The organism is Sulfitobacter maritimus, assembly GCF_013346665.1.
Taxonomy (GTDB): domain Bacteria; phylum Pseudomonadota; class Alphaproteobacteria; order Rhodobacterales; family Rhodobacteraceae; genus Sulfitobacter; species Sulfitobacter maritimus.
Genome location: NZ_JABVBB010000022.1, coordinates 178,409 through 196,245 on the forward strand (window position 1 = coordinate 178,409; position 17,837 = coordinate 196,245).

The 17,837-nt window shown below is 55.2% G+C and carries 13 protein-coding genes, 1 tRNA gene and 4 pseudogenes; 15 read left to right on the plus strand and 3 right to left on the minus strand.

The window, feature by feature from the left end:
- Nucleotides 1-11: 11 nt before the first annotated feature.
- From HTT03_RS07130 to HTT03_RS07165, 10 genes and pseudogenes are all read left to right on the plus strand, one after another.
- Nucleotides 12-1,520, plus strand: coding sequence for a tyrosine-type recombinase/integrase (locus tag HTT03_RS07130; RefSeq protein ID WP_174859188.1), 1,509 nt, complete (start codon nt 12-14; stop codon nt 1,518-1,520).
- 239 nt (nt 1,521-1,759) lie between these two features.
- Nucleotides 1,760-2,524: a ParB N-terminal domain-containing protein gene (locus HTT03_RS07135; protein ID WP_174859189.1), complete on the plus strand. Its 765-nt coding sequence runs from the start codon at nt 1,760-1,762 to the stop codon at nt 2,522-2,524.
- A 180-nt stretch (nt 2,525-2,704) separates the two neighbouring features.
- Nucleotides 2,705-3,535 (plus strand): hypothetical protein, encoded by an 831-nt coding sequence (locus tag HTT03_RS07140; RefSeq protein ID WP_174859190.1) that lies wholly within the window; start codon nt 2,705-2,707, stop codon nt 3,533-3,535.
- The gene (locus HTT03_RS07145; RefSeq protein ID WP_174859191.1) at nt 3,532-4,461 is read left to right on the plus strand and encodes a hypothetical protein; all 930 of its coding nucleotides are present in this window, start codon (nt 3,532-3,534) and stop codon (nt 4,459-4,461) included. The genes HTT03_RS07140 and HTT03_RS07145 overlap by 4 nt, the downstream gene beginning before the upstream one ends.
- 386 nt (nt 4,462-4,847) lie before the next feature.
- A pseudogene (locus tag HTT03_RS18670) lies at nt 4,848-5,192 on the plus strand (DDE-type integrase/transposase/recombinase); the annotation flags it as partial.
- Between the two features lie 83 nt (nt 5,193-5,275).
- Nucleotides 5,276-5,680 (plus strand): transposase, encoded by a 405-nt coding sequence (locus tag HTT03_RS07150; RefSeq protein WP_174859192.1) that lies wholly within the window; start codon nt 5,276-5,278, stop codon nt 5,678-5,680.
- Nucleotides 5,681-5,703: 23 nt separating this feature from the next.
- The gene (gene tnpB, locus HTT03_RS18565; RefSeq protein WP_217482755.1) at nt 5,704-5,913 is read left to right on the plus strand and encodes an IS66 family insertion sequence element accessory protein TnpB; all 210 of its coding nucleotides are present in this window, start codon (nt 5,704-5,706) and stop codon (nt 5,911-5,913) included.
- The gene (tnpB, locus tag HTT03_RS18960; RefSeq protein WP_217482756.1) at nt 5,910-6,068 is read left to right on the plus strand and encodes an IS66 family insertion sequence element accessory protein TnpB; all 159 of its coding nucleotides are present in this window, start codon (nt 5,910-5,912) and stop codon (nt 6,066-6,068) included. The genes tnpB (HTT03_RS18565) and tnpB (HTT03_RS18960) overlap by 4 nt, the downstream gene beginning before the upstream one ends.
- A gap of 55 nt (nt 6,069-6,123) precedes the next feature.
- Nucleotides 6,124-7,757 (plus strand): annotated as a pseudogene (gene tnpC, locus HTT03_RS07160) (IS66 family transposase).
- Between the two features lie 37 nt (nt 7,758-7,794).
- Nucleotides 7,795-7,998 (plus strand): annotated as a pseudogene (locus HTT03_RS07165) (integrase core domain-containing protein); the annotation flags it as partial.
- A 652-nt stretch (nt 7,999-8,650) separates the two neighbouring features.
- Here HTT03_RS07165 and HTT03_RS07170 read toward each other — a convergent pair.
- Both HTT03_RS07170 and HTT03_RS07175 read right to left on the minus strand, forming a co-directional pair.
- Nucleotides 8,651-9,940 (minus strand): hypothetical protein, encoded by a 1,290-nt coding sequence (locus tag HTT03_RS07170; protein WP_174859193.1) that lies wholly within the window; start codon nt 9,938-9,940, stop codon nt 8,651-8,653.
- A gap of 231 nt (nt 9,941-10,171) precedes the next feature.
- Nucleotides 10,172-11,391: pseudogene (locus tag HTT03_RS07175) on the minus strand (IS3 family transposase).
- A gap of 183 nt (nt 11,392-11,574) precedes the next feature.
- Between HTT03_RS07175 and HTT03_RS07180 the strand changes: the two are divergent.
- From HTT03_RS07180 to HTT03_RS07200, 5 genes are all read left to right on the plus strand, one after another.
- Nucleotides 11,575-13,893 carry an FdhF/YdeP family oxidoreductase gene (locus HTT03_RS07180; protein ID WP_425506304.1) on the plus strand — a complete coding sequence of 773 codons (2,319 nt, stop codon included), beginning with the start codon at nt 11,575-11,577 and terminating at the stop codon, nt 13,891-13,893.
- A complete protein-coding gene (fdhD, locus tag HTT03_RS07185; protein WP_174859195.1) occupies nt 13,890-14,675 on the plus strand; it encodes a formate dehydrogenase accessory sulfurtransferase FdhD in 786 nt (261 codons plus the stop codon). Before HTT03_RS07180 ends, fdhD begins: the two co-directional genes overlap by 4 nt.
- A 96-nt stretch (nt 14,676-14,771) precedes the next feature.
- Nucleotides 14,772-15,458, plus strand: a complete 687-nt coding sequence (locus HTT03_RS07190; RefSeq protein WP_174859196.1) for a DUF1045 domain-containing protein — start codon at nt 14,772-14,774, stop codon at nt 15,456-15,458.
- A gap of 120 nt (nt 15,459-15,578) precedes the next feature.
- Nucleotides 15,579-15,653: transfer RNA gene (locus tag HTT03_RS07195), tRNA-Asn, on the plus strand.
- Between the two features lie 428 nt (nt 15,654-16,081).
- Nucleotides 16,082-16,648 carry a hypothetical protein gene (locus HTT03_RS07200; RefSeq protein ID WP_174859197.1) on the plus strand — a complete coding sequence of 189 codons (567 nt, stop codon included), beginning with the start codon at nt 16,082-16,084 and terminating at the stop codon, nt 16,646-16,648.
- Here the strand turns inward: HTT03_RS07200 and HTT03_RS07205 are convergent.
- Nucleotides 16,645-17,774, minus strand: a protein-coding gene (locus HTT03_RS07205) for an IS3 family transposase (RefSeq protein WP_174858008.1) whose coding sequence is annotated in 2 segments (ribosomal slippage) — nt 16,645-17,531 and nt 17,531-17,774 — 1,131 coding nt in all. Because the reading frame shifts where the segments join, the coding sequence is not laid out codon by codon here. The genes HTT03_RS07200 and HTT03_RS07205 overlap by 4 nt on opposite strands.
- Nucleotides 17,775-17,837: the final 63 nt, after the last annotated feature.

A 17,837-nucleotide genomic window follows, 5' to 3' on the forward strand; every position in this document is an offset into this window, starting at 1 on the left:
GATTTCTAAGAGTGGAAGTCGATGTGGTGCAATCGGTTGTGTGGTACATAATGGACCACATCGATACAGGTTCATCGCAGTCGGGCAAGGTAAAGCCTGACATGAGGTATCTTACCAAGCCCAGAGGCAAGGGGTTCTCTTTACGTATGCCCACGCCAGAGATTCTTGTCGGGACGCTGAACCCATTTACCAAGAAGCCGTTCGGTAAAGAGATCAAACTGGGACTGAACACTCGGAGCCATGCAGAGGCAGTACGACTTCGAGAAATTCGTGCAGGCCAGATACGACAGCTTGAGGCGGAGGCCCTCGCAGCAGCTGGGCGCAATCATGTGGGAAGGATCGCGGACCTTACTCCTGAGAGTGCGGCAGAATGGCGGCAGATGCGACAGGAGGCGGAAAACCCCGATAGTATCGACATCGTCCTTTCAAACCTTCTCGACGATGCAATGGAGAGCCGCGATCCCCAGCTACGAAAGCAAGCCAGCCAGTTCTCCAAGATCGTGTTTCGGGGGGACATGCCAATTGGGGATGCCTTAGAGATGTATCTGGAGGAGCGACGCCACGGTAACCCCTATGGCTATGATCCTCTCGCCACGACCACAGCCCAGAATGTGCGGTCGTCAATAAAGCACCTACTGGACTTCCTCGGCGAAGGCGCGACGCTGCACGACGTCACCACGGACAAAGCTGACCAGTTCCGTATGGAGTACTTGCCAGTACGGGCGAGCGTAAAGCCTCAAACTGTAGCCAAACACACCACCCTACTGCGGGGGATGTGGACGTGGGCCATCACAGACAAGAAGCTTTTGAGGGGGAAGGGGGGACGGCCAATTCAGAACCCTTGGACGGTTGAGGAACGAGGCATTCCAAGGCGAAAGGCGAAACTACGCGACAGCGATAAGAGACGGACGCTCTATTCAGCTGCTGAGGTCTCAAAGTTATTGGCTGGTTTCCCTTCACGGGGCAGTCGGCAGGGAGACCTGATGCGGCTCCTGCTGGCCACTGGCTGCCGGGTCGATGAAATCGGTTCGCTACGGCTTCAATACGTAGACGACGACGGAGCGGGCTTTGTTATCCCTAAAGGCAAGACGGCCAAAGCGCGGCGGCGTATTCCCTTGGTCGATATGGCCCAGCGCTTGATGGCAGAGCGTGTAGCGCTTGCCAATCAACTACAGCTTGAGGTTCCCGCGGAAGAGCGGCGATTGTTCCCTGAGTGGCCGCTGAAGCCATCAACCCAGAAGATCAACTCGGCATCCCAGTGGTTCACGAGATACAGGCGAGAAGCACTCGGTAAGGATACAGATGGCAGCCTTTCGTTGCACTCTTTCCGCCATACTTGGCGCACCATGGCAAGAAGAGCCGGAGTGCCAGAGGACCACATCCGCGAACTTGGAGGGTGGGAAGACAGCAAGGATGTGTCCAAGGTCTACGACCACGGCCTGACTGAGCAACAGTTGCGAGATGCCCAAGCTGCGATCTGGGAAACATATCGGCAAGCTGGATACCTTCAGGCCTACTAAGGTGCCACCATTGAGGACGACCCTGCATAGCTGAGGCCGAGAGCTTGAGCTTTATTTGCAGGGCTGGCTCAGCTGGTCCAATGCCCATGCTCTAAGTTTCTTCCACCACGACGTCTTGAACATCGAGGGGGAACTCAGGGTGTGGCCTGAGTGATAGCTTGGGTGTGCAGCTACAGAGTGTGCGTTTTGCACAGGTTGAGACCAGCAGATTGGATCAGCAACCTGAAGGAACACACACAATGCTACGAAGCTCTAATCGCGCTCTGCGTGGCCAGCGCATGTCGCTGCCGCTCAGTAAACTGAAGACTGAACCGGACACCTTCCAGTTCCGCGCATTTGAATGCGATGAAGATCATGTTCGGAGCCTATCGAACGCGCTGGGCGTCGAAAGATTCTTTGACCCCATGAAAGTATGGAGGCGCGGTGAGGACGACTTTGTGGTCATTGATGGTCACCACCGATACGCAGCTTACAGCGCCTGTGAGGTGAAAGAGCCGGTCCCGGTTGTGGTCTACGAATGTGTAGAAGCGGAAGCGTGCTTGTTGGCCCTACGTGAGAACTCTAAGGCCAAACTACCGATGACCAAGACCGAACGGACCGATGCGGCATGGCGTCTGGTCTGCAGCGACTATGGGTTGTCGAAGAAGGAAACAGCTAAGGCCACCGGGGTCTGTCCACGGACAGTTGCGAACATGAGAAGGACGCGGAGGTTGCTCGTCGAGCGAGACGAAGGCTTGCCCAACTCATGGTGGCAAGCGATGCAACTAATCAAGCAGGCAGATGCAGTTGAGTGGGATGACGATAGGAAAGAGCAGGTGATTGAAGCGCGAGCGAACAAGCTGGACGATGAGATCGGTAAAGCGCTTGGCCATATGGGGCATATCCAATGGGAAGCAGTTGCCCGTGTATTGGAACGCCGGATCAGCAAAGAAAAGCTCGGCTACATTGTTGATGAGCTTGGCGGCTTGCGGGAGGACACAGATCTGGATGATCTGCCATACTGATCGCAGAAGTTTTGGCGTCAGATATCTGAGCGCCTGACAAGAAAGGTGAAAGAAAGAGCTTACCCCCTACGGGGGGGGGCAGGCGCAGAATGAGCCTCTACCTAAGATTGAAGCCTTTGTAGACACGGGCCGAACGGCGCCCTAAAGTTCCAGTAAAATTACCGGTAAGCTTTATTTGAAATGATTGATCGCGTCTTCATCTATGATGGCTTAGTTCCATTCAACAACTTCAACGTAAACAGCACATTTAAAGCGCTGGCGCGGCCCTTCGGGGGTGGCTCAGCATTCATGACGGTTGTAAAGGATCTGCCTGTAAAAGAACTGTTCAACGAGCTGTTTGCATTTCTCGTCCTGCATGAATTGGCGCTGCCAGTGCCGCGATCCTATGTCGGATTTGTAGATGCATCCCTACCAGAAGTGTCTAAGGCGCCACCGGACGGACGAGGTCATAGGGTGGTATTCGCTTCGGAAGAGATACCAGCTCCGAGCTTGCGGTTCACCACTGGTTTACCGTCACCGAGTACCTTGCAAGAAGAACAATTTCTTCTCGACCACATTGTTCCGCTTATATCCTCGTGGAAAGAGCTTGGAGAACTCTATGCGTTTGATGAATGGGTCGCCAACATTGACCGAAATGTTGGCAATCTTTTGTTGGGGCCGAGGTCTACTACAAGCAATCCAGAGGTGTGGTTGATCGATCACGGCATGGCGTTCACCTCACCAAGCTGGACAGCCGGAGACTTGCTTCCAAATGCCGACTACCTGAACAAGCTGAGCGTTTGGGCGACCCCCCGTCTATCAGTCGATAAAAGGCAGAAGTGCCTTGCCGCCGCCGCTTTGTTCGGAGCCAAAGCTCAGAACTTCGACAAAGACGGCAAGATCGAATACCTTGCTACCGTGTTCGGCCTCAGCAAAGAAGAGAGGGAGGCGGCCAAACACTTTCTCGAAGTTCGGATTGCGCAAATCTCTGACCGATCTCAAAAGATCCTGGGTTTAGAGGGTATGATATGACTCCTATACAGTTCCCGCTTGATGGCCTACCCGACATCGATCGCAGCAAAGTCACACGCTGGGCGCCGATCCTTTGCCACCCAAGGGAGGCCTCAAGCGAAACATTTGTTGTTGGCGTCGTTGCAGTAGGAGACAATGACTTTCATATCGAGTGTGCCAATCGGCTGTCTAAGTTGGCGTGTTTGTATGACGACGCCGCCATGCCAATCGCAATGTCTATCCAGATGGCGGTAGGATGGCTTGAGGAAGTGCTTTCCAGAAAGTCAGTTCCAAACTTACAGGAACTGGCTTTTCCAGTCGGAAACATTGAGTTTGGCGAGTATCACCAGACGATGGGGTTGGATTGCCAAGAGGTGGCCAAACACTGGATGGCGACACTCTCCTCTTTCTACGAAAAAACGGCTTCAGAGAACGCCCTCGAACAGAAGCTCAAGTTCGAAGACGCAATTTCAGAAATCGAGACAACGAAAGAGCGGCTTCCTGTTCAGGTGCTTGGGATCATCGAAAGGCAGAACAAGGAGTTACTTGAGTTTTTCCATGAAGACGTCAGAAGCCGACGCGCTCGCCGAGCCAGAGCAAACGCGCGGGTAAAGATTGACTACGATGGAGTGCGTCTGTCCGCAAATATCGACTTCTTCGATGTCGATAAGCCCGCCCCTACAGTCGGGAAACTTAAGCAAAGAATGTGGGATTTGGCAGTGCAGAGAGAGCGGAACTCTGCAAAAAACTTGCGGTCAAAGGAGTATGAGATGCTGGTCGATTTTCCACGTCATCGTCTGTTGGACAAGCGCCCACATCTCGTAGCACGGATTGAAGACCATCTTGATGAACTGGAGCGTCAGGCAGACAGAGAACAAATTCGTTTCCGCCCCCTGCAGGGTGCAGAAGGAATTGGGAAGCACATTTTGGAGAAGGAAGCCGCCTAATTTGAAGCAGCCCACAGCGCTGGGAAGAATTTGCGGCCTCCGAGTCAGTTCAAATGTTTGTGGTACGTGTTGATATACATCATGATTTGGACTACATAATTCCTGTAAGCTGTTGATATTTATGTGGGATACATGACGATGAGATCGAATCCCTTCGTCTCCGCCATTATATGGCTCAAATATCTGACGTTGTTTGCCTAGTTCCGATAGCTTGAAGGTTCGCCGCCATCGTTGCCACAATCAGAAACTCTTGGTAGTCAGCCCGAATTGTTGCGGTGCTATCTCACCACTTGTGTAAAAACTGTCACTAAACTGACGAGATTTTACCAGCTGGATGAACCTAGGTGAATTCCACCGCGATCTGTGGTTTAAGTAGTTTCCTTTTTTACCCCTCTTTCCTGCGCGGCTTGCGCGTTGATCGGCTCAACCAGATGTGATGTGCAGACATCACCCACCTGCCGATGCGGCGAGGGCTCCTGTATTTGGTGGCGATTATGGGCTGGCACACCCGCAAGGTTTTGGCTTGGCGCATCTAGAATACCCTTGAAGCTGACTTTTGCGTCAAGGCGCTGCACTTGGCGATCTACCGGTTTGGCCCGCCCGAGATCATGAAAACGGATCAGGGCAGCCAGTCCACGTCATTTGCAGGGACAGATCGGCTCCGACGGTCAGCTGTCCGTATCTCGATGGACGGCAAGAACCGTTTCCTCGACAACATCTTTGTCGAACGTAATCGGTGTCCCGGGGTTACGTTTGAGGGTGTGATCCGCGCTGCGAGAACGAACTCATCTTATGATGGGGAGTGCGTTTCGCAATGTGCGCTACAAATTCGTTTCTCAGATCGCTTGGCGTTGAGATTTATGCGTCCGGCCACCGCCGTTGGTCGGGTACCGCAAAGGCACAGGCGGTTGCGGACACGCTTGAGGTCGGTGCAACGGTGAACGCTGTCGCTAAGCGATATGGTATCCTTCCGAACCAGCTATCGGCGTGGCGTCGACAGGCCAAGCAAGGAAAGCTGTTGCTACCTGCGCCGGAGGCCGATGAGCCGCTTTTCGCTCCACTGGTGGTTTCTGCTGGGCCGGAAGAGCCAGAAGCTCTGACTGTTCCGAATGAGGCGATCAGATTGATCTTTCGAGAGATCGCCATAGAGCTGCCGCTGCAGACATCTGCCTCTCGCATTGCAGAGATCGCCCATGCGCTTGAAGCTTCTTCATGCTGATGCCATCGCAAGGCGTTCGGATATTGATTGCAACGCGGCCGGTGGACTTCCGTAAAGGACACGATGGATTGGCTTCGATGGTGCAGTCGGCACTGGCCCAAGACCCCTTTACCGGAACAGTCTTTGTATTCCGCGCCAAGCGGGCCGACAGGATGAAGATTTTGTTCTGGGACGGCAGCGGGCTCGTCCCTCTCGGGACATTGCTCCGCAATGCCCTGCCGGGCAGTGGATGACCTACAAGCGACTTGAGGAGAACAGCTTCATTTGGCCTGCCATTCGAGAAGGGGTGATCACCTTGAACCGTCCTCAATTTGAGGCGCTTTTTGCAGGGTTGGACTGGCGTCGGGTGCGCTCTTTAGAACCCCGCAGACCGGCTGCGGCAGAGTGACTCGGGGGCGCAAAAGGTCTGCCCATTTGGGCGTAAATCAAGCTATAATCCGGGCATGTCCAACCTGCCGCCCATCGATATATCCGCCATCCCCGAGAGCCAGCGTGAAGCTGTCTTGGCGGTGCTGCGAGAGAACAAATCGCTGAAGCAAGAGACGACCGGGCTGCAAACCAAAACATCCGAGCTGGAAGTTTTGGTTAAGCGTCTGGAGCACCTGATTGCCGAACTCAAGAACGCTACACATGGCAAGCGCTCGGAGAAGTTAAGCGAGGATGAGCGGCAGCTGGCTTTTGAAGACCTTGAGGTTGCGGTCGCGGAAGTTGAGACTCAGCAAGCTGAGCAGACCTCCTCAGAGGCACGGCCTCGCAAAGCTGCCCGGCGCAACCGTGGCAATCTTCCCGCAGACCTTCCACGGGTTGAACGGGTGGTCGAACCTCAGAGTTTGAGCTGTCCCTGCGGATGCGGCGAGATGCACCGTATTGGCGAAGACCGCACCGAGCGACTGGATATCATTCCAGCGCAGCTGCGTGTCATCGTCACCGTTCGCCCCAAATATGCTTGCCGTTCCTGCGCTGAAGGTATCACGCAGGCCCCGGCTCCTGCGCATCTGATCGAAGGCGGGTTGCCGACTGAGGGCGCCATCGCACATGTGCTTGTCAGCAAATTCTCAGACCACTTGCCGTTGTATCGTCAAAGCCAAATCCTTGCCCGCTCCGGCGTTGATATCCACCGCAGCACTTTGGCCGATTGGGTCGGCACAGCGGCTTTCCATCTTAGCCCTGTCGTGGACCGCTTGGCTGAGCATCTAAAGAAGTCCGGCAAGCTATTTATGCCCTCTCGGCAGCATGCTGTGCATGCGCCTGCCGGGTAAGAGACGAGACAACGGCCCCCGTTCTGGACCCAGGTCGAGGCCGCACGAAGACAGGATACCTTTGGGCACTGGCGCGCGACGACCGAGGATGGGGTGGAGATGATCCACCAGGCGTTGTCTTCACCTATGCCCCAAGTCGTGCAGGGCAGAATGCAGAGCAGATCTTGCGGGGCTTTGACGGCACTCTGCAACTGGACGGCTATGCTGGCTACAACCGGCTGACGCGCCCGTCGCGGAAAGGCGGCGCGCCGATCACCGTCGCGTATTGTTGGGCACACGCGCGTCGCAAGCTGAAAGAGGTCTTTGACCGAGACGGCTCAGAGATCGCCGCAGAAGGGCTGCGTCGGATCGCAGAGTTCTACCGCATTGAAAGCGAGATCCGTGGGATGGGTCCCGGTCAGCGCCTTTCAGCACGACAGACCCGCACGGCGCAATTGATTACAGAGTTCGGCGAGTGGCTTCAGAACCAACGGCGCAGGATCTCCTCGAAGTCCCGCCTCGGCGAGAAGTTGACCTATATCCATAGGCAATGGAGCGGGCTGCAGACCTTCCTGCACGACGGCCGGGTCGAGATCGACTCTAATGCAGTCGAGAACCTGATCCGCCCAATTGCCTTGACGCGAAAAAATGCGCTTTTTGCCGGTCACGACGAAGGTGGTCACGCCTGGGGCCGCATCGCATCTCTCATCGCTACTGCGAAGGTCAATGATGTCGAACCGTTCGCATACCTCAAAGCGACCCTTGAAGCGATTGCGTCAGGTCATTCTGCCAATCGCATCGACGACCTTCTTCCGTGGAATTTCCAGCCGTCAAGCTGATCCCAAGTGCTGGGAAGACACCGCTTACAATTGTCCCCGTTGGCGGTCGCTGAAATACGAGTGCGTCTATCTGCATGCGTGGGAGAGCGGTTCAGAGGCCAAGGCGGGCATTGGGAAATGGATCGAGTACTACAATCACAAGCGATCCCATTCCTCGCTTGGCGGCAGGCCACGTGCCGTGGTGTATTCGAAAAGAAACGAAACAGCCAACTCCGATCAGCAGGTGCAAAGAGTAGCTTAATCTAGGCCAGATATTATCCAAACTAAGGGGGAGTAGCTCAGGCTCCTTTGATGTCTTTTATTTTGTTTTCGAACAGAACGGAATCAACGATGCAAATCCGGGCGGTTCTGATATGGCTGGCAGAACCAGCTTGCCGTCTTTGGCAAGCCGTTGCCATTCTTAAATCCGGTTCGCGCGCAGCCCATATCTGTCGGAAACATCACGAACCGCCACCCAGGCTCAAGAGTCTAAGCCACAACTTGCGCCTTGAAATCACCAGGCTATCGCCGTCGGCCAGTAGCGGGGACGTCGACTCCTTCCGACTGAAACAACTCCAGCGTATTTTTCATGAAGAACTCCCTCCCTGTCCCAAAAACGGCATGGCTTCCGAAAAAAGGCGCATCAAAAATAAGTGGGGGTCAGCCGCCGCTTACGCGGATTGCGGTGGTTAACGTAGATTTAGAGATCGCTCGCCGCGCAAAGCTTCCATTGACGCTGTACCAGCTAGTTTTGACAAGATTGCTGTTAGGCCGTGGTAATCAAGACGCCGCTTGAGCCTCTCGCTCTGGTCTGCTGAGGCAGGAACTTTCTGCTAACTCGTCATTTGTGTCAGTGTGATTGCCGCCCTTAACTACCGGGTCCCCATACTAGCAAAGATTGGGCTTTGGCGCCCCTATTTGGTTGTTCGAAATAGCCTCCTCACCCGTTCGCAAGCTTTCTTTGCCAAATTTGGTTTCACTTCAGACGCAAGATTGTGACCAGCCGTATCGCTAGGTATTTGAGAGATTTGTTCGGCATATTCCATCAACTTCCGCTTAATCAATGAACCCTCCGGGCGAAGCGTAGCTGCAAGTTGCATTAATGCATATGCTTTGGCTACATCTTTCGTTTCTTCTCGCAATGCTTGGTCGCGGATCATATCCACTAAAGAAGGTTGAAGGAACGTCGGAACGCCGTAATCTAGAGCGTCAAGCAAGCCCGACATGTCTACTTTTACGTTCATGCCTCGTGACGGGGTCCCAGAAAATACAATGTCGTGCCGTCGAGTTGTAAAATCGACCAGGTAGGGCGGTTCGAACTTTCCGTTCAGAGTACCGCGCCCCATTGCAGATTCTAGTTTTATGTCCTCTCCGAGGATGGGCCGAAGCTTGACGGTGCCCTTAGTCGTTGTCTCAATATTCTCGTGAAAATAGTTCGATGGCAAGCAAGTGAGACCGATCTTATCTTCCCCAATTGAAATCCCTTGATGGCCCTCATGGTCTTTGGGAGTGAAGTAGCCCACACCGTAAAGACTTTCTTCGTGGTGAAAGGGGAGATCTAGGTCGCCGGTAAGGGGCAGGTAGTCGAATGACATAAGGCGGTTTTGATGGTTCAAACAAGGTGTGCCGGGGATCAATTCGGAGATAGAATATCGTTTGAATGGGTTGTCGTGGATTGCTCCGCCAATGGGTTTAGGTGCGTTCTCCAGCCGAGCAACTTCCCTGGCTAAGATTATTCCCATGAGATAGGATGCGCCGGTTGTTAAATGTATCTCATCCAGAAAATGCTGCCTCTTAAAGCCAATTTCGTTCAAGTCAACGAAGCTTAGGTCACGGACTCGCATACCCTCTACGACAACATCATAGAATTTCAAGTCCATGTTCTCTTTGGTTATGAAAGGGAATAATAAGTTTATAACATGAGTATTCATGCAGCGCAGGCAATCGAAAAGCACGTTCAGATCAGAAATATACTGGTCGCCGAGGTGGGGTCCGAAGCCGTTCACATCATTAATATAGTGGTCGATTATCAGTAGGTCAGCAGATTCGATCATTTCATAATGTTCAATTATCCGGTTTAAGTGAAACGCCACCCCTACGCGGCCAGCTGATAGGTTGACGACTTCATGTCGTTGTCGAAGTGCTCTAACAAATCCTTTCTCACCCATGACTGAATTTGATGTGCCTAGAATAACGATCTTCATATTTGCCCAGTCAATAAATTTAGGTTTGCCTGCTCGAACACTTACTTGAGATAGGTTGCCACTAGCTCCTTCGTTAAGAAAGAATTTTTCTTGCGGGATCGTTGCTTGAATTATCCAAGAATGTTCTCTTCCCTACGCTCATACCCGGCTCGGCACAATGCGGAGCTAAGTGAATTTATCGGCTTAAGTTGTGAGCCACGCCCCCTTAGTTTGGACAATATCTGGCGTGGATTAAGCTACTCTTTTGCACCTGCTGATCGGAGTTGGTTGTTTCGTTTCTCTGCGAACCACGGCAGGTGGCCTGCCGCCAAGCGAGGAATGCGGTTGCTTGTGATTGTAGAACTCGATCCATTTCCCAATGCCCGCCTTGGCCTCTGAACCGCTCTCCCACGCATGCAGATAGACGCACTCGTATTTCAGCGACCGCCACAGGCGTTCGAGAAAGATGTTGTCGAGGAAACGGTTCTTGCCGTTCATCGAAATACGGACAGCTGACCGTCGGAGCCGATCTGTCCCTGCAAATGACGTGGACTGGCTGCCCTGATCCGTGTTCATGATCTCGGGCGGGCCAAACCGGTAGATCGCCAAGTGCAGCGCCTCGACGCAAAAGTCAGCCCCAAGGGTATTCGAGATGCGCCAAGCCAAAACCTTGCGGGTGTGCCAGCCCATAATCGCCACCAAATACAGGAACCCTCGCCGCATCGGCAGGTGGGTGATGTCTGCACACCACATCTGGTTGGGCCGATCAACACGCAAGCCGCGCAGCGAAGAGGGGTAAATCTTGTGCCCCTTTGCGCCTTGCTCCTCTCACGCATGCAGGCATGTATTGCTGGGCGACGGGATGTCGGGCTTTTTGATAGATCGGCATCAAACCCATTAGCCGCATGAGACGGCGGATGCGCTTCTCGTTCACGAGATGACCTTCATTCCGCAGGTGCCAGGTCATCTGGCGCACGCCATAAAAAGGCTTCTCTAGGAACTGCTTATCGATCAGGCGCATCAAATCGAGGTTCATTTCGCTCTCGCCCTTCGGTTCATAATAAAACGACGACCGAGAGAGCGACAGCAACGCACATTGATCGCTAACCGAAAGACCTGGCAGGTTTGGCTCAATCATCTTGCGCCTCACTTATCGGTCCAAGCTTTGAGCTTTCTGGCAAAAAATTATTGGTGACGGCCCCTCCCCGATCTTAGCGTGCAGCTCTTTGATCTGCTCTTCATCAATCTCGAGTTTTCTGGCCTCCGCGTTCGAAGACGCCAGACACCCCTTCCAGCAGCGCACGCTTCAAATGATGGATCATTGTCGTCTCTCACACATTCCTTGCATGTGTTGTCGGTAATAGATGCACGCCGAACCGACTGGCCAACTCGCTGACCATCTCCTCGCCTTTCAAGGCTTCCAGCGCGACCTTAGCCTTAAACTTTGGATAATGTTGCTTCCGTTTCGATATGCCTGATCTCGTTCGTGTTGAAGATCAGCAGACTACAAACCGCAGCTTGTGTCAGTGTCTGATTTTTTGGGGGGGCGGGGGGCATTCTCATATCCCTCCTACCTTTCCACGACCACGCCTGCGCGGAACCCATAGGCGTCTAACCTCGTTACACCCCGAAGGTCCTAATCCATGGTGAGGCCAGTGAGTGACAAACCCCGAAAAACCAAAGCCGGTCCGTCCGACGCCCATCTGACCGAACAAGACCCCGATACACCCCACTATCATCACGCCGCTGGCGGCTGGGGGTCGGTCCGGGGGTTGGAGCGGATATTGCGCGATGTGAAACCTTCGGCCGTGGCGCTGAAGATGTTAGCGAGCCAGAACAAACCGAAGGGAATGATGTGCACAGCCTGCGCTTGGGCGAAGCCAGCGAAGCCGCATGTTTTCGAGTTTTGTGAGAACGGTGCAAAGGCGACGATGTGGGAGTTGGATGGGGCACGCGCCGACCCCGAATTTTTTGAAAAGCACAGGCTTTCTGATCTAAAGACCTGGCACGATCACGACTTGGAAAAAGCCGGGCGGCTGACGAATCCGATGAAATACGACGCGGCGACGGACCACTACCTGCCGATCTCTTGGGGTCAGGCCTTTGCAGAGATCGGGGCGGCGCTGAACGCGATGCGTCCCCAAGAAGCCGTGTTCTATTCGTCGGGACATGCAGGGCTTGAAGCGTCATATCTCTATGCGCTTTTTGCCCGCGCGATGGGGCATCAAAACCTGCCGCAGTCGTCAAATATGTGCCACGAAACCACCAGCGTGAATCTGCAAAATCTGATCGGGACCTCGGTGGGGACCTGCACGCTGGAGGACTTTGACGAATGCGATACGATTTTCTTTTTCGGGCAGAACACCGGTTCTAACTCACCTCGGTTTTTGCATGTGCTGAAAGCGGCGGTGGAGCGCGGATGCCGTATCGTGACGTTTAACCCCCTCCGCGAACGGGGGCTGATTGAGTTCGTCAATCCGCAAAGCATCAGCGAAATGACCGTCGGCAAAGCGACGAAGATTTCAGAGAAATATTACCAAGTCCGGCCGGGCGGGGACGTGGCGGCTCTGGCGGGGCTCATCAAATGCGTCTTGGAAGCTGAGGAGGCCAACCCAGGCATGGTTGTTGATAAGAATTTTATCCAATCCGAAACACTTGGCTATCAGGAAATGCTCGCCACGCTGCGCGATGTGACTTGGGCGCAGATCGAAGAACATTCGGGTCTCACGCAGCAGATGATTACGGAGGCGGCAGAGATTTATCTCTCGGCGGACAAGGCAATCGGCATCTATGGGATGGGCCTGACCCAGCATGTGAATGGCTGGCTGAACCTTGGGATGTTGTGCAACCTGTTGTTGATGCGCGGCAATATCGGTAAACCGGGAGCGGGCATCTCGCCCGTGCGCGGCCATTCGAATGTCCAAGGCCAGCGGACAGTGGGGATTGGCGAGAAATCCGAACATATGCCCGCCGACAAACTGCGGAAGCTCTTTGATATTGAGGCGCCGACAGAGGAAGGGTTGAACGCTGTTCACGCCTCCGAGGGGATCTTGGATGGCAGCGTCAAAGCGATGATCTGTCTTGGCGGCAATCTGATCCGTGCGTTGCCTGATCGGGAGCGGATGGAGAAGGCTTGGCCCTCATTGGCGCTCTCGGTGCAGGTGGCGACCAAGTTAAACCGATCCCATCTTATTCCGGGGCGAGCCTCCTATCTGCTGCCCTGTTTGGGGCGCACGGATAAGGACATTCAGGCGTCTGGCCCTCAGGCCGTAACGATGGAAGACTCCCTGTCGCATATCTACGCATCGCTGGGCCAGGCGGAGCCACCCAGTGCGGCCTGTATGTCCGAACCAGCAATCGTTTGCGGATTGGCGAAAGCGACCTTGCCCCATAATCCGAAGCTAAAGTGGGACGAGTGGGCGGCAAATTACGATCTTGTCCGCGACCTCATTGCTGAAACCTTCCCAGATGATTTTGCCGACTTTAATGCGCGGATGTTTGAGCCGGGCGGCTTTTATCGCGGCAATCCGGCACGGCACCGACAATGGAAAACCGACAGCGGCAAAGCACATTTCACCGCGCCGACCACCCTGTCGGCTTTGGGAGAGGCCCCGATAGGCCCGGATGTCTTAACGCTGGTCACATTGAGATCGAACGACCAGTTCAACACGACAATCTACGGCTTTTCAGATCGCCTGCGCGGATTGGAGGGCAGTCGTGAGATTGTTTTGATGAAACCGAAAGAGATCGCGCGTTTGGGTCTCAAAGAGGGCCAGAAGGTCAGTCTTGTTTGTGCGATTGAGGATGGGCATGAGCGTCGGGTCGATGGGTTCACCCTTACGGCCTATGATCTGCCCGCAGGCTGCGTGGCTGGATATTATCCAGAACTTAACCCTCTGGTTCCGCTAAGCTACCACGAGAAGAACTCTCAAACGCCTGCTTATAAAGGCACGCCAGTCAGGGTCGTGTCATGAGCCTCCATGCGGAAATAAACACCCCACGGCCCTTGGTGCGCGAGGCACCGGTGGCAATTGTTTGCAATGGGTCGACGCTCGGCGTCATGATGGCTTCACCGGATGATCTCAAAGATTTCGCGATTGGCTTTGCCTTGACCGAGAGCCTCGTGTCCAGCGCTGCGCAGATCGAGGACCTTGAGGTATTGGAGCATGACGCAGGCTGGGAGCTGCGGTTCTGGGTCTCTGGCCCTGCGGCGAAAGCCTTGTCCGAGCGACAACGCGCGATGATTGGCCCTGTAGGATGTGGCCTCTGCGGCATAGATAGCCTCGCCAAAGCCACCCGCGCACTCTCACCTCTGCCCCGCGGATCATGGCAGCTAAGCCATGCCGACGCCTGTTCCGCGACCCGACTCTTGCGGGCGCACCAACCTGAACATGACCGCACCCACGCCTGCCATGCCGCCGGTTTCTTGCAGCCTGGAAAGGGCATCGTTCTGGCGCGGGAAGATGTTGGGCGGCACAATGCCTTGGATAAACTGGCCGGGGCGCTGGTGCGGCAAGGGATCAATCCCTCCTCAGGTGCGATTGTCCTCACCTCGCGTGTCTCGACGGATATGGTGCAAAAGATCGTATCCCTCGGCGCGCCGATCCTCATCGCTGTCTCAGCCGCTACGGACTATGCGGTGCGTCTGGCAGAGGCTGCCAATCTCACCCTCGTTACCCGCGCTAAGGGGCGTCACTGCGAAGTCCTTGCCGGCGCGCATCGGATATCGGCGCAAGCGCCAGAGGCAGGCTGCTGAAAGCGGCGAGATACCAGAACATGCCGATCCCCGCGCTTTGACAACCTGTGCCAAAGGACGTTTATGCCAGACAGGTAATACGGGGCAGGGGGCGTTATGATATTCGAACGCTATGCGATCTATCACATACCCGGCGGTGATTTCGGCAAGGCTGGCGCCGCTTGGCTCGGTTGGGATCTGGTGGAGGGGCGCGTCATGCCTCAACCCAGCGTCGACGGGGTGGATTTGCGCGCCCTTACAGAAGCCCCCCGCAAATACGGGTTTCACGCGACTATCAAGCCCCCCTTCGTATTGGCCGATCACCAAGACCCCCGCACTCTGATGGCCGCCTTTAAGGCCCTGTGCCAAACCCTGTCACCGGTAAGTCTCACAGCCCTACGGCCCGTCTGGTTGGGAAGTTTTCTTGCCCTGACAACCGAGGGCGACACGGCAGCCCTCGACAGCAGCGCCGCAGAGGTGGTGCGCGCCCTAGACCCTTTCCGCGTGCCTATCTCCCCCACCGAGCTCGCCCGTCGCGCAAAGCCCCACCTAACGCCAGCCCAAACACGCAACCTGCAAGAGTGGGGGTACCCCCACGTCATGGACTGCTTTCGCTTCCACATCACGCTGAGTGGTCGTGTCCCCAAACAACTGCGCAGCGCGGTTGAGACAGCAGCGGCGGAGCTTTTGTTGCAAAAGCTGCCCAGACCCTACCATGTTGATAGCCTCACCCTAGTAGGACAGGCGGGTGATGGCATGTTCCATCAGCTTATTCGTCATACCCTCGGTAGTCCCATTCTCTAGCTAAGATCAGGATTCTTAGAAAAAATTGCTTATCTGCCTGAAAAGCCCTTGCGTTCCCCGGACTGCGCAGGCTAAAGAGCCCCTGTCCGGCGAGATTGATCGCAGGACAGACATAGGCATTCCGGCGTAGCTCAGCGGTAGAGCAGTTGACTGTTAATCAATTGGTCGTAGGTTCGATCCCTACCGCCGGAGCCAACCTCTCCTGAAGTGGTTGGAAACAAACGAAAAAGCGCTCCCTCGGGGGCGCTTTTCGCGTTTCGGACACCGGTTTTGACACACCGCCTTACACACTCCGGACACACCGGAGTCACAAGGAGTCAGACCCGGTGCCACACGCCCGTTCCAAACACGCCTCTATTCCCCATCTCGAACTGCGCTCCCAGGGCTACGTCTGGCGGCGCCGTCTTCCCCGCGCGGTTCTCGAATCGCCTTGCAGCGATAGGTTGTGCGAAGAGCCCATATTTCGCTCAATCAGAATCAAACCAGCGGCAGACGATCGGATTCTCCGCAACGGGTCCGGCTGTTCCGACCCCGGCGCAAAAACGCAAGTGCGAAATCTGGGGAGTCAAACCACGTTTGCGGGAATCCCCATATGTCTTTCCCTGAAGACCCATGGCTTTTCGGTGGCCGCGGAGCTTGCACGCAGGCTCAGCACCCTCAGCGATCAAGTATTCCTTTACGCCACCGTCACCATGAACCTCTTGCCAGAAAACACCAAGAATATCCTGACCACGCTCGCACGCTTCGAAATCGAGGCGGCTGATCGCGAGCGTGCCTTGGGCGATCCGCGATCCCCACAGCTCGCACATGCGGCGCTGCAACGGGAAGCGGCTCGGCAAGCGGTCCTGCGGCAAGCATTCTTCGAGCAGGACTACGTGGTGGCGCAAGAGCCTCTCCGGCACGTCGCCGCGCATCTGGGCATCGAGCTTCCCGAAGCCGGGTGCGAAGACGCTCGGATCCTGGCCTATGAGGCCACGCGCGTGATGCTCGACACCAGCGAAGAGAAGGCCCGGCGGGACCGGGGCGTCTTTCCCAGCCCCAGCCCCTACTTCGCCCGGGCGATCGCCGAGGAAGCATCCCTGGGCATTCCCGCCCAAACAACTGGCTCGGCCGTCGCCGAGCCTCTCATCGATAAGGAAGACGCAATGTGGACCTGTCCCGCTTTCGTGCCGCCCCAAGTGCTCGTTTAAGCCACTTTCCGTTCGAAGGCGACGGGGCTTTTCCAGCCCAGTGCTGAGTGGCGTCGCCGTGGGTTGTAGAAGCCGTTGATGTATTCAAAGATCGCCATCTCAGCTTGCCGCCGTGTTTCCCATGACCTGCGCCAAATGAGTTCAGCTTTGATGGTTTTGAAGAAGGTCTCGACGACAGCATTGTCGTAACAATTGCCCTTGCCAGACATCGACACCTTGAAGCCTTGCTGGCGCAGAAGTTTCTGGTAGTCGTGCGAACAATATTGCGACCCGCGATCCGTATGGTGGATGCAGCTCTTGGGCGGTGCCCTGAACGCAATTGCCATCTTCAAAGCCCGTATTGCCAAGTCTCGTTTCATACGGTTGCTGACCGCCCAGCCGATCACGCGCCTTGAATGCAGGTCGAGGATGACAGCCAAATACAGCCATCCCTCACGCGTCCAGACATAGCTGATGTCACCGGCCCATTTCTGGTTCGGTTGGTCAGCCATAAAATCCCGGTCCAGCAGGTTTGGCGCAATATTGAACTTGTGATCACTGTCTGTCGTCACCTTGTGTTTACGGGTTCGCACCACGGATATGCCGTTCTGGCGCATCAAACGACCCACACGGCGGTGACCGATATTCAGGCCGATCTCCTTCAGTTCTTCTGTCATGCGCGGCCTGCCATAGCTGCCCAGGCTGAGACGGGATTGTTCTTTGATGTGCGCCAAGGTGACCAGATCAGACCGCTGTCTGCGGCTGGCAGGACGGCTTCGGAATGCTCGCAAACCGCGCGAACTGACACCGACAACGTGACACAAGCGGTTCACGGGGAAGTGGCTCCGGTGTTCCTCGACAAACCTAAATCTCATTGCTTTAGGCCCGCAAAGAACTGGGTGGCCTTTTTTAGGATTTCCCTCTCCTCCTTGAGAAGACGGTTCTCGCGCCGAAGTCGCTCATTCTCTTGGGCGAGGCTCAAATCCTCTTTCGACACCACGTCTGTGCCTCGGTGCGCGGTGATCCATTTGTTAAGCGTCGACATGCCAACACCCAGATCGTCAGCCACCTGCTTGCGCGTCAGCCCACTCGTCAGTGCGATACGCACCGCATCCTGGCGGAATTCGTCCGTCCGTTTCAGTCCCATAGTTCATCTCCTTTGTTGCAGTAAATGCTATCAAAGGAGCGGCATCAAACTGCGACAGGTCCA